Annotated in this window: 9 protein-coding genes; 7 read left to right on the forward strand and 2 right to left on the reverse strand. The window is 69.5% G+C overall.

Translation table 11 applies throughout. The annotated features are described in order from the left end of the window. Positions 1-57 precede the first annotated feature (57 nt). From FB561_RS30890 to FB561_RS30900, 3 genes are all read left to right on the forward strand, one after another. Positions 58-594, forward strand: a complete 537-nt coding sequence (locus FB561_RS30890) for a M48 family metallopeptidase (protein ID WP_145813581.1) — start codon at positions 58-60, stop codon at positions 592-594. A 654-nt stretch (positions 595-1,248) separates the two neighbouring features. Further along, complete coding sequence (locus tag FB561_RS30895) at positions 1,249-3,438, forward strand: MMPL family transporter (protein WP_145813582.1); 2,190 nt, start codon at positions 1,249-1,251, stop codon at positions 3,436-3,438. Between the two features lie 74 nt (positions 3,439-3,512). Further along, positions 3,513-4,205, forward strand: coding sequence for a nucleoside/nucleotide kinase family protein (locus tag FB561_RS30900; RefSeq protein ID WP_145813583.1), 693 nt, complete (start codon positions 3,513-3,515; stop codon positions 4,203-4,205). Here FB561_RS30900 and FB561_RS30905 read toward each other — a convergent pair. Then, positions 4,181-4,717, reverse strand: coding sequence for a CGNR zinc finger domain-containing protein (locus tag FB561_RS30905; protein WP_238335233.1), 537 nt, complete (start codon positions 4,715-4,717; stop codon positions 4,181-4,183). The two genes, FB561_RS30900 and FB561_RS30905, sit on opposite strands and share 25 nt — an antisense overlap. Positions 4,718-4,823: 106 nt before the next feature. Here FB561_RS30905 and FB561_RS30910 point away from each other — a divergent pair, with 106 nt between their 5' ends. Continuing rightward, positions 4,824-5,984 carry an MFS transporter gene (locus FB561_RS30910; protein WP_145813585.1) on the forward strand — a complete coding sequence of 387 codons (1,161 nt, stop codon included), beginning with the start codon at positions 4,824-4,826 and terminating at the stop codon, positions 5,982-5,984. Here the strand turns inward: FB561_RS30910 and FB561_RS30915 are convergent. Next, entirely contained in the window at positions 5,959-8,220 is a 2,262-nt protein-coding gene (locus tag FB561_RS30915) for an FdhF/YdeP family oxidoreductase (protein WP_145813586.1), read from the reverse strand. The two genes, FB561_RS30910 and FB561_RS30915, sit on opposite strands and share 26 nt — an antisense overlap. A gap of 187 nt (positions 8,221-8,407) precedes the next feature. Here FB561_RS30915 and FB561_RS30920 point away from each other — a divergent pair, with 187 nt between their 5' ends. From FB561_RS30920 to FB561_RS30930, 3 genes are all read left to right on the forward strand, one after another. Further along, positions 8,408-10,699, forward strand: coding sequence for a rhamnogalacturonan lyase (locus tag FB561_RS30920; protein WP_145813587.1), 2,292 nt, complete (start codon positions 8,408-8,410; stop codon positions 10,697-10,699). A gap of 75 nt (positions 10,700-10,774) precedes the next feature. Further along, complete coding sequence (locus FB561_RS30925; protein ID WP_145813588.1) at positions 10,775-11,512, forward strand: SDR family NAD(P)-dependent oxidoreductase; 738 nt, start codon at positions 10,775-10,777, stop codon at positions 11,510-11,512. A gap of 17 nt (positions 11,513-11,529) precedes the next feature. Beyond that, on the forward strand, positions 11,530-12,837 hold the full coding sequence (locus tag FB561_RS30930) for an MFS transporter (protein ID WP_145813589.1): 1,308 nt from the start codon (positions 11,530-11,532) through the stop codon (positions 12,835-12,837). Positions 12,838-12,852 lie beyond the last annotated feature (15 nt).

A 12,852-nucleotide genomic window follows, 5' to 3' on the forward strand; every position in this document is an offset into this window, starting at 1 on the left:
CATGCACAGGATGTGGACGGAAGAAAGTCGGTGGATTCGCGGGATACGGTTTGACCCATGGCCGACTCCCCACCGCGCCCGATCCCGCCGTACGTGGACATCCGCCGCAGCAAGCGGCGCAAGCGGACCGTGAGCGCCTACCGGGACGGTGAGCGGGTGGTCGTGCTGATGCCCGACCGGCTCTCCGCCGCCGAGGAGGCGCGCTGGGTCGAGACCATGCTCCAGCGGTTGGAGAAGCAGCGCAGCCGATCCCGCGTGTCGGACGAAAAATTGTTGGCCAGAGCACACGAACTCGCGTGTCGCCACCTCCCGGAAGTGCCCGAACCTGCGTCGGTGAGGTGGGTTTCGAACCAAAACAGACGGTGGGGATCCTGTACTCCGGCGGACCGTTCGATCCGGCTGTCCACCCGGCTGCAGTCGATGCCGTCCTGGGTCGTCGACTACGTCCTGGTCCACGAACTGGCCCACCTGGTCGAACCGAGCCACAACGCGGCCTTCTGGAAACTGGTCCACCGCTACCCCAAAGCCGAAAGAGCCGAGGGCTACCTGGAAGGCGTCTCAGCCGCCGCCAACCTGACCCTCGACGACTTCTAGCCCGTACCAGACGCCGCCGTACCCCGCGCCGGCACCTCGCCCCGCCGTACCTCGCCCCGCCGCGCCGAGCGCCCAGCATCGCGCCCCTTACCTCGCGCCGCCGCGCCGAGCCCCCCAGCATCGCGCCCCCGTACCCCGCGCCCCGCTCCGCCGGGGGCCCTCAACCTTGAACAGGAACCCGGGGCCTGGGACAGCGCACAACGTGTTCACGGTCCCGGTTTCGCCGGTCCCCGGTCCCGGCAAGGTGTTCGTACCCCCGGCTGGCTGTCCCCGGTCCCGGCGAGGTGTCCCCGGTCCCGGCTCCCGGGCTCCCGGGCTCCCGGTTGCGGTCCCGGTGATGCGTCCGCGGTCCCGGCGAGGTGTCCGCAGCCCCGAGGTGGGGTTCTGGTTCGGGTAGGTGGGGGAGCCGGGGTGTGGTCAGGGTTGGTGGGACTGGGGGGATGGCGATTTCCTGGCGGGGTCGGCGGGGTTCTCGGGTGGCTGGGGTGTGGTTTTCCGCAGGGGTGGGGGTGGGGGTGTCCCCAGGGGGATTCGGTGGTCTCCCTCATGGTGGCGGGTGGCCTGTCTCCCGAAGGCTTGACCCCGTGACCAGCACCGGCGTGGGGCCGGGCCGGGCGGCAGCGCCGGAGGGGGCGCGGAGGGGTAGGGAAGTCAATGGCCAGGGGACAGCTCACGGTCAGGGCGGCGCGCTGGAGTGCCACCCATCCGTGGCGGGCGATCGCGATGTGGCTCGTCGTGGTCGTCGCGTGTTTCGCGCTCGGCAACGTGACGGGGACCAAGGAGTCCGACAACGAGGGTGACATCGGTGAGGTCACCCGCGCGGAGGACATCGTGAAGTCCGGCAACTTCGACGACCCGGACGTGGAGAGCGTGCTGATCACGCCGACCGCCGGGAAGCTCGACCAGGTCCGGGCGAACCAGGTCGCCCAGGTGGTGACCGAGCGGATGCGCGCTCTCGGTGGGGTCGCGGACGTCGCTCAGCCGATCGTCGCGCCGAAGCAGGACGCGATGATCCTCCGGGTCACGCTGAAGGACGGTGACGCCGAGGACCGGGTCCAGCCGCTGCTCGACACCACCGCCAAGATCCAGCAGGAGCATCCCGAGCTGCGGGTCGAGCAGGTCGGCGGCGAGTCGATCGGCAAGGCGCTCGAGGAGACGCTCGGCGAGGACTTCAAGCGGGCCGAGATGTTCAGCCTGCCGGTGACCCTGGCGATCCTGCTGGTGGCGTTCGGAGCGCTGATCGCGGCGGCGGTGCCGTTGCTACTGGCGTTGTCCGCGGTCGCCGCCGCGATCGGGCTCGCCGCGGCCGCCTCGCACTTCGTCCCGGCGGTCGACGCGGTGAACAGCGTCATCCTGCTGATCGGGATGGCCGTCGGCGTCGACTATTCACTCTTCTACCTCCGCCGCGAACGGGAGGAGCGAGCCAAGGGCCGCGGCCACGTCGACGCGGTCGAGATTGCGGCGGCTACCTCGGGGCACGCGGTCGTGGTGTCCGGGACCGCGGTGATCATCTCGATGGCGGGGCTGTTCCTGGCCCGGGACGCGGTGTTCTCGTCCTTCGCGGTCGGCTCGATCCTGGTCGTCGCGGTCGCGGTGGTCGGCTCGCTGACCGTCCTGCCCGCAGTGCTGGCCAAGCTGGGTCGCTGGGTCGACCGTCCGCGGATCCCGCTGCTCTGGCGCCTGACCGCGCGGACCGGCGAGCCCCGGTTCTGGCCGGCCGTCCTGAAGCCGGCCCTGAAGCGCCCGCTCGCCACCTTGCTCGTTTCCGTGGTCGCGCTGCTGGCGCTGGCCTCCCCGGCACTGGGGATGAACTTGAAGTTCCCAGGCACCGAGGATCTGCCCCGCGACACCGCGGTGATGCAGGCGTACGACCGGCTGACCGCCGCGTTCCCGAGCACGGGAACCAGTCACCAGGTGGCCGTCCGGGCTCCCGCGGCGCAGCAGGCGGCCGTCGAGACCGAGCTGGCGGAGCTGGTTCAGCGGACCAAGAGCGACCCGTTGTTCGCGCAGGACGGGTTGGAGAAGCCGCGGGTCTCGCAGGACCGCACAGTCACCGTGCTCGAGGTCGCGACCCCGTACGAGGGCGGCAGCGAGCAGGCCAGGGATTCGCTGGCCAAGCTGCGCAACGAGTTGATGCCTGAGACGGTCGGCAAGGTGCCGGGAGTCGAGTACGCCGTGGGCGGGTTCGTCGCCGCGGACGTGGACTACGCCGCGCACACCAAGGCGAAGCTGCCGCTGGTGATCGGGTTCGTACTGCTGCTGACAATGATCGTGATGATGGTGACCTTCCGGTCCGTCGTGGTCGCGCTGACCGCGATCGGCCTGAACATCCTCAGCGCGGGCGCGGCGTACGGGGTGGTGACCGCGGTCTTCCAGAACACCTGGGCCGAGGGGTTGCTCGACTTCCGCTCCAACGGTGCGGTGGTGTCCTGGTTGCCGCTGTTCCTCTTCGTGGTGCTGTTCGGGTTGTCGATGGACTACCACGTGTTCGTCGTCAGCCGGATCCGCGAGGCCGTGCTTCGCGGGGTGCCGACGCGGCAGGCGGTCGCGCAGGGCATCACCGGATCGGCCGGTGTGGTGACGAGTGCGGCCGCGGTGATGATCGGGGTGTTCGCGGTCTTCGCGACGCTGAGCACGCTGGACATGAAGCAGCTCGGGGTCGGTCTCGCGGTCGCCATCCTGATCGACGCGACGATCATCCGGGCCGTCGTGCTGCCCAGCGCGATGATCCTGCTCGGCGAGGCGAACTGGTGGGCCCCGAAGTGGCTCCGCGGCCGCCGCGCCAGGCACGCCGCCCCGCCGGCGCCGCAGGAGGACGAGCGTGAGCTGACCCCGGTCGGCTGACATCTCGCCAACTCCGCCCCGTTCGTCGGTTGCTCCGGCGGGCGGGGCGGAACGGGTTCGGGGAGGATGGGGCGGTGCGGACCGTATTGCTGCAGACATTGGCCGACGCCGTGCTCGAGGTCGAGCGGCCCCATCCAGTGCGGGTCGCCGTGGACGGCTGTTCGGCGGCGGGCAAGACGACGCTCGCAGACGAGCTGGCCGTCGTACTCCGGGCCCGGACCGACCGCGAGATCATCCGGGCCGATATCGACTACTTCAAGCTGGCCGTCGAGCTGCGGACCGCCTACCCGGTCGACTCGGCGGAGAGCTACTACCTGGACATGTGGGACCTCGACGCGATCCGCAGCCGGTTGCTGGTTCCCCTCGGGCCGGGCGGAAGTCGCCGCTACACGACCGGTCTGCGAGACAGCTCTGCACGCGAGGTTCTCGACGTGCCAGAGGCGACGGCGGCCGACGACGCGGTGCTGATCGCGGACGGCGCGTTCCTGCAGCGCCCAGAGCTCGACGCCCATTGGGACCTGAGGATCTTTGTACACATCGGCTTCGACGAGGTCCTTCGGCGGGGGACGGCCCGCGATCAGCAGTGGATGGATTCGGCGGCCGCGGCCGAGCATCGCTACCGCACCAGATACATCCCCGGCGAACGGATGTACGTCGACCAGGTGCGCCCGCAAGACCGCGCGCAACTGGTGGTCGACAACGAGGACTTCGCCAACCCCACCATCACAAGGCAGCCGAAGGGTCAGCCGGACCGGCGGGCTCGATGAGCGGCTGCCTTGACCCGGCTCTGGCATTGGGCTGAGCAGAAGCGCCGTTGACCGTTGCGGGACGTGTCGACGAAAACCCGGTCACACTGGCGCGCCGCACAAACACCCAGCCGCCCGGCCAGGTCACTGCCGACCGCCAACGCGAGTCCGGCCGCGCAACCAGCGGCCCAGCCGTTGACCAGGCCGTCGTCGGGGCCGTGGAAATGCAGGCTCCACCCGTTCTCCCGCCGATCGAGCTGCGGTCGCGCGTTGGTGTCCAGCAGGAGCGCGTTGATCTCCTGCGCCGCTCGATCCAGGTCGCCCGCATGCGCCGTCTCGAACACGATCCGCATCCGCCCGGCCAGTACCGCCAACCGCCGCGCGTCCTCCCCGCGGACGGTCGGCTGCGGGTACCCGATCGCGACCAGCGCCTCGCCGACCGCCTGCGCCTCGTCCTCGGGCCCGGCGTACTCCGTGCCGCCGGACCAGCCGGGTGTCAGCCGGTTGACGTACTCGACGGACGCGGCCAGCACACTCCGCGTATGACTATCAAAAGACGCTTGACCGGTCACGTGCAATCTCCGTAGTCTCGACCTCGCATGACTGACCATACCCGTTTAGGTAGTCACGGAGGCGACGATGACCACGACCGAGGCCGCGCCACCCCGGCAGATCTCCCGGACGGTGTGGATCCTGGTGACAGCCCGCGCGGTGAACCGGATCGGCGCGTTCACACTGCCGTTCCTGGGGGTGCTGCTGACCGTGGAGTTCGGCGCGTCGCTCGGCGAGACCGGGTTCATCCTGGCCGTCTTCGGGCTGGCCACGATCCCGTCCCGGTTGATCGGGGGCCAGTTGGCCGACCGTCTCGGCCGCCGGCGCACCATCGTCCTCGGCCTCGTCGGGTGCGCAGCCCAGCTCTGGATCGCGGTGAGCCCTGTGCTCTGGTCCGCGATCGCCGCCGCGGTGCTGCTCGGGCTCGCCTTCGAGATCTACGAACCCTCCAGTCAGGCGACGATCGCCGATGTGACCGACCCCGCCGACCGACCCGCGGCGTACGGGTTGCTCAGTGCGGCGCTCGCGGCGGCCGGTGTACTCGCCGGCTTGTTGGCGGCCGCGGTCAGTCACTGGGACCTGCGCTGGCTCTTCGCCGCCGACGCGCTCACCTGCCTGGCCTGCGCGGTCCTGGTCGCGGTCGCGCTCCCGGCCGACCGCCCGCGCGACCGGCAGCCGACGACGAAGGTACCGGTCTGGCGTGACCGCCGGCTGTTGCTGCTGCTCGTCAGCGGTACCGCGTTCGCGACGCTCGCCATGCAGTTGGTGATCGGGCTCCCGCTGACCCTGGTCGAGAAGGGGCTGTCCACCTCCGGCAGCGGCTTCATCCTGGCCACGTCGGCGGTCGTCCTGATCCTCGGCCAGCGCCTGCTCCGCGTACAGCGCCTGGACGACTTCCGGTCGATGGCGATCGGCTATCTCCTACTCGCGGTCGGCCTGGTCGTGAGCGCGTTCGCTCAGCACCTCGTGGTCTTCCTGGTCGCCACCGTGTTCTGGAGCCTCGGCGAACTCTTCCTGCTCACCCGCTACCTCACCCAGGCGTCCGGGCTCGCACCGGAGCACGCGCGAGCCCGCTACCTCGCCGTGTTCGGCCTGAGCTGGGGTGTAGCGACCGCGATCGCCCCGCTCACCGTGACGCGGTTGCTGGAGTCCACCGGTCCCGAGGGGCTGTGGTTGTCGAGCGCGGCCGTGGCCGTCGTCCTGGCCGCGCTGCAACCGTGGTTCAGGACTCGGTTGGCTCCAGCCTGACCGTCAGGCCCTTCGCCACTGGGGTGTTGCTGCCCTTGGCAACGTCGTCGGCCGACATCAGCACGTTCGTCTCCGGGTAGTAGGCCGCGACGCACCCGCGAGCAGTCGGGTACGACACCAGCCGGAACCGCGAAGCGCGGCGCTCGACCCCGGCGTACTCGCTCACGATGTCGACGTACTGCCCGTCCGCCAGCCCCAGGTCGGCCAGGTCGTCCGGATGCACGAAGACCACCTCGCGCGTCCCGTGCACCCCGCGGTACCGGTCCTCCAGCCCGTACACCGTGGTGTTGAACTGGTCGTGGCTCCGCATCGTCTGCAGCAGCAGGCGGCCCGGCTCGGTCGGCAACCAGGTCAGGTCGTTCGCGCTGAACTGGGCCCGCGCGTCGGACGTCCTGAACTCGCGCCGATCCCTTGCCGCGTGCGCGAGCAGGAAGCCGCCCTCGTTCTCCCGCAGCCGGTCCTCGAAGTTCTCGTACCCGTCGCAGACGCGGCCGATCCGCTGCCGGATCAGGCTGTAGTCGCCCGCGAAATCGGCCCACGGGATCTCGCCGACGTCGGGCACCAGGACCTGCGCGAGCCCGGTGACGATGCCGACCTCGGAGCGCAGCTCAGGTGACGGGGGCAGCAGGTTGCCGGTGGAGAGGTGGACGGCGCCCTGCGAGTCCTCGACCGTCACCGACTGCGGACCGGCGGCGGTCTGGTCGTGGTCGGTCCGGCCGAGCGTCGGCAGAATCAGCGCCTCCCGTCCGGTCACGGTGTGGGAGCGGTTCAGCTTGGTCGACACATGCACGGTGAGATCGCACTCGCGCAGACCCCGGTGCACCACATCGGTGTCAGGTGTCGCCATCGCGAAGTTGCCGCCCATCGCGAAGAAGACCCGGACGCCACCGTCACGCAACCGCTGGACGGTCGCGGCCGCGTCGATCCCGTGCTCCCGCGGCGAGCTGAACGCGAACTCCGCGTCCAGCCGATCCAGGAACGCGTCGGGCATCTTCTCCCAGATCCCCATGCTGCGGTCGCCCTGGACGTTCGAGTGACCGCGGACCGGGCACGGTCCGGCGCCCGGCTTGCCGATGTTGCCCTGCAGCAGCAGGACGTTGACGATCTCGGTGATGGTGGCCACGGCCTCGCGGTGCTGGGTCAGCCCCATCGCCCAGCAGATCACGGTCGCCTTGGACTTCAGGAACCGCCGGGTGAACTCCTCGATCTCGGCCCGGTTCAGCCCGGTCGCCAGCTCGACGGCCGGCCAGTCCAGCTCGGCGTTGTGCTTGGCGTACAGCTCGAACCCGCTGGTGTGCCGGTCGATGAAGGTCTTGTCCAGCACGGTCCCGGGGGCGTTCGCCTCGGCCTCCAGCAGAAGGTGGCCGACGGCAAGGAACAGGGCCTGGTCGCCGCCGATCCGGATCTGCAGGTGCTGGTCCGCGAGCTCGGTGCCCTTGCCGACCCAGCCGGACGGGCGCTGCGGGTTCTTGAAGTTCATCATCCCCGGCTCGGGCAACGGGTTCACCGAGACCAGGTCGGCGCCGTTCTTCTTGGCGATCTCCAGGTGGCTGAGCATCCGCGGCGCGTTGGTGCCCGGGTTCTGGCCGACCACGACGATCAGCTCGGCCTCCTCCAGCATCTCCAGGGTGACCGCGCCCTTGCCGCTGCCGATCACCCGCGTCAGCGCCGTACCGGAGGACTCGTGGCACATGTTCGAGCAGTCCGGCAGGTTGTTCGTGCCGTACGCGCGCACCAGCAACTGGTACAGGAAGGCGGCCTCGTTGCTGGTCCGGCCGGAGGTGTAGAAGACGGCGTCGTCGGGCGTGTCGAGGGCGCGCAGGTGCCGGGCGACGACGTGGAACGCCTCGTCCCAGCCGACCGGTTCGTACCGGTCGGAGCCGGCCCGCTTCAGCATCGGCTCGGTGATCCGGCCGAGCTTGCCCAGCTCGTACTCCGAGATCCGGTTCAGGTCGTCGATCGAGTTCTCGGCGAAGAACGCCCGCGGGACCCGTTTACGGGTCGCCTCCCAGGCGACGGCCTTGGCGCCGTTCTCGCAGAACTCGGCCGCGTGCTTGCGTTTGTGGTCGGGATCCGGCCACGCGCAGGACGGACAGTCGAAGCCGCCGTCCTGGTTCATCTTCAGGAAGACCTTGCCGGTCCTCGCCGGGCCCATCTCGCGGAAACCGAACTTGAACGAGGAAAGCACGGCCGGGACCCCTGCGGCCTTCTTCTTCGGTTGTTCGATGTCGACCATGCTTCAACCATAAATCGTCCTCTCAGCACGGGCAGGTTCGATAGGCGTCGTCAATCGATGGCAGTTCCGCGACCGATTGCGGACAGATCCGTCGACAGTGCGCGGGCTCAGCCCTAGCCTCAGCGAGGAAAGCGCTTGCCGCTGTCTGGTCAAGCGGGCCGCCTCCCGCCACCCAAGGATTTCGACCATGGTCACTGCCTCCGGATCCCGCCGGCTCGTCGTCCCCGTGCTCACCCTGGCCCTGGCCGCCACCGCCGCGTTCAGCGGTCCGGCGCAGGCCCGGCCACTGCAGTCCGGCCAAGTCACCGCCACCTACCGGCCGGCGCCGAAGATGGAGAAGCTGGACCGGGGCCTGACCGCCGCCACCACCAGCGAAGGCGTCTTCCTCAGCTGGCGGCTGCTCGCCCACGAAGCCACCAGAGCCGGCGACCACGGTCTCACCGGCACCGACTTCGCCGTGTACCGCGGCGGCCGCAAGCTTGCCACTGTCACCGACAGCACGAACTACCTGGACCGCACGCCGACCGTTGGCGCGAAGTACCGGGTCGTGTCCGTGGTCAAGGGGCGCGAGGACGACCTCAGCGACACGGTCGAGCCATGGGCCACCGACCACACCGAGCTGAAGCTCCGCAAACCCGCTGACGGCGTCACGCCCAAGGGCGACCCGTACACCTACTCCGCCAACGACATGAGCGTCGGCGACGTGGACGGAGACGGGCAGTACGAGTACGTCGTGAAGTGGGACCCGTCGAACTCCAAGGACGTCTCCCAGGTCGGCTACACGGGCAACGTGTACATCGACACGTACAAGGCGGACGGGACTCTGCTGTACCGCCTCGACCTCGGCAAGAACGTCCGGGCCGGCGCCCACTACACGCAGTTCCTCGTGTACGACTTCGACGGTGACGGCCGCTCGGAGATGATGCTGAAGACGGCGCCCGGGACGAAGACCACGAGCTACGACCGGGACGGCCGGGTCCGGTCCGAGCGGTACGTGACGATGCCGGCCGCGGACCGCAAGGCGGGCTACACGCACCAGGACGACTACCGGGTCAGCGCCACCGACTACTACGACCACCTGGTCGACCTGTTCGAGCACTGGCACGCACAGCCCGAGGTGGTGGCCGGGCAGTGGCCGAAGACGCTCGAGGCCGCGTTCGGCATCCCCGACCGGTACAGCTATCCCTTGTCCCACAGCGATGCGGCCGCGCTCGTCGACTACTTCATGGACACGTACGCACCGAGCCGCAGCACCCGGAACCAGCTCCGCGCCTTCGAGGGGTTCATCCTCAGCGGACCCGAGTACCTGTCGGTGTTCCGTGGTTCCGACGGCAAGGAGCTGCAGACGATCCGGTACGAGCCGGGGCGGGCCGACGACGGTCTTCGCTGGGGCGACTACGCGATGTCCCGGATCGAACCGGGCAACCGGGTCGACCGGTTCCTCGCCGGTGTCGCGTACCTCGACGGGAAGCGCCCGTCCGCAGTGTTCGCCCGCGGCTACTACACGCGGACCACGCTGGCCGCGTACGGGTGGAACGGTGACCGCATCACCAAGCAGTGGGCCGTCGACAGCGGCTGGACCCCGATGACGAACCCGTTCAACGACAGCCCGCACGGCCGTGACGGCACCGACCCGCAGTACGGATCCATCACCACACAAGGCTTCCACTCGCTCAGCGCGTCGGACGTGGACGAGGACGGCAAGCAGGAGATCGTCTACGGCGCCGCCACGATCGACGACGACGGCAGCGTGCTCTACAGCTCCAAGGACGTGCTCCCACCGCAGAGTGCGAACCCTGGTGCCGTCGCACGACTCGGCCACGGCGACGCGATGCACGTGACCGACATCGACCCGCAGCGGCCGGGCAAGGAGATCTTCACCGTGCACGAGGGCGCCACCTCCGCCCCGTACGGGTACGCCCTGCGGGACGCGAAGACCGGCGAGGTGCTCTACGGGGAGTACTCCGGTCGCGACACGGGCCGCGGCATGGTCGGCGACATCGTGCCGGAGGAGCCGGGCCTGGAGACGTGGGCGACCCGGCTGCGGACCGCGGACGGCGACGCACTCGGTACGGCGATGCCCGGGACGAACCAGAGCATCCGCTGGGCGGCGGACATGACCACGCAGCTCGTGGACGGCTCCGGCGACACCACTCCGACCATCAAGGACTGGCGCCGCGGCACCCTGCTCACCGCCACGGACACCCGCACGAACAACGGCACCAAGGGCAACCCGTCCCTCGTCGCCGACGTGCTCGGTGACTGGCGGGAGGAACTGCTCGTCCGTACGGCCGACAGCAGCGCGATCCGGATCTACCTGAGCACCGAGGTGACCGACCGGAAGCTGTACACGCTGATGCACGACGCGCAGTACCGCGCCGAGGTCGCGCGGCAGCAGACGACGTACAACCAGCCGTCGTACCCGAGTTTCTACCTGGCCTCCGACGTCGACTGGTCGAAGGTTCCACTCACCCGCTGATCTCACATGGTCGGCGGCCAAGGTGTGTGACGCCATCACATAGCCGCACGCCAGGCGGATTCCTAAGGTCTCCGCATGACCACACCACGTCGTGCCCTCGTCACCGGCGCCGCCTCCGGCATCGGCGCAGCCTGCGCCCGGCGGCTCGCTGACGAGGGCCTGCACGTGATCGCCGTCGACTACGACGCCGACGGACTCGAGGCGCTGGCCGCGGCCGGTATCGAGCCGCTGCGGGCGGACCTCGCCGACCTGGATCGGCTGGACCGGCTGCCGACCGACGTGGACGTGCTGGTGAACAACGCCGGCGTCCAGCAGGTCGCCCCGGTCGAGCAGTTCCCGCCGGAGCGGTTCGGGTACATCCTGCGGCTCATGCTCGAGTCGCCGTTCCGCCTGATCCGGCAGTCGCTGCCGTACATGTACGGACGCGGCTGGGGCCGGGTGGTCAACATCAGCTCGGTGCACGGACTGCGCGCCAGCCCGTTCAAGGCGGCGTACGTCGCGGCCAAGCACGGGCTGGAGGGCCTCAGCAAAGTGGTCGCCCTGGAAGGGGCGCCGCACGGGGTCACCAGCAACTGCGTGAACCCGGCGTACGTCCGCACCCCGCTGGTCACCGCGCAGCTCGCCGACCAGGCGGCCACGCACGGCCTGACCGAGGCCGAGGTGCTGGACAAGGTGCTGCTCGAACCGGTCGCGGTGAAGCGGCTGATCGAGCCGGCCGAGGTGGCGGAGCTGGTCGCGCTGTTGTGCGGTCCCGCCTCGGCCTCTGTCACGGGGAGCTCGTTCGTCCTCGACGGCGGCTGGACCGCCCACTAGTCATCACAGGAGCCGCCATGAGTACAACCTCCACAGACCAGACCGGGACCAGGACGCCGATCCGCCGGATCGTCGGCGCCAGCCTGGTCGGGACCACCGTCGAGTGGTACGACTTCTTCCTCTACGGCGTGGCCGCGTCGGTCGTGTTCGGGGAACTGTTCTTCCCCAAGGGCGAGCAGCTGACCGGTACGTTGCTCAGCTTCGCCACCTTCGCGGTCGGGTTCTTCGCCCGGCCGATCGGCGGCGTCGTGTTCGGCCACTTCGGCGACCGGATCGGCCGCAAGAAGCTGCTGGTGCTGTCGCTGCTGATGATGGGTCTGGCCACCTTCGCGATCGGCCTGCTGCCCACGTACGCCCAGGTCGGCGCGCTCGCCCCGATCCTGCTCACCGTGCTCCGGCTGATCCAGGGCTTCGCGCTCGGTGGCGAGTGGGGCGGGGCCGTCCTGATCGTGTCGGAACATGGTGATCCGGCACGGCGCGGCTTCTGGGCCTCCTGGCCGCAGGCGGGTGCGCCGGCCGGCCAGCTGATCGCGAACGGCGTGCTGGCGGCGCTCGCGGCCTTCCAGAACGAGGACGCCTTCAACTCCTGGGGCTGGCGGATCCCGTTCCTGCTGTCCGCGGTGCTCGTCCTGGTCGGGCTCTGGGTCCGGCTGCGGATCGAGGAGTCACCGCTGTTCCAGCAGGCCCGGGCGAAGCAGCAGCCGACCGATCGGATCCCGTTCCTCGAGGTGATCACGAAGTACCCGCGCGAGGTGCTGACCGCGATGGGTGCCCGGATGGCCGAGAACGTCAGCTACTACATCTTCACGATCGTGATCGCCACCTACGCCAAGGATCACCTCGGCCTCGGCAAGTCGTTCGCGCTGAACGCGGTGCTGATCGGCGCCGCCGTGCACTTCTGCACGATCCCGCTGTGGGGCGCGCTGTCCGACCGGATCGGGCGCAAACCGGTGTACCTGCTCGGCGCGGTCGGGGTCGGCGTCTGGGCGTTCGTGTTCATCGCGTTCGTGGACACCAAGAACTTCGCGCTCGCGACTCTCGCCGTCACCGTCGGCCTGGTCCTGCACGGCGCGATGTACGGGCCGCAGGCATCGTTCTTCACCGAGCTGTTCGGCACCCGGGTCCGGTACTCCGGCGTCTCGGTCGGCTACCAGCTGGCCTCGATCGTCGCCGGCGGCCTGGCCCCGTTCATCGCGGTGGCGCTGCTGAAGGCGTACGACACCGGGTACGCGATCGCGATCTACGTGGCGGTCTGCTCGCTGATCTCGATCGTCGCGGTCACCTCGTACGGCGAAACCCGCCGCCGCGACCTCGCCGAGGTCTGACTGGCATCATCGCCT

This window comes from Kribbella amoyensis, from assembly GCF_007828865.1.
Lineage (GTDB): Bacteria > Actinomycetota > Actinomycetes > Propionibacteriales > Kribbellaceae > Kribbella > Kribbella amoyensis.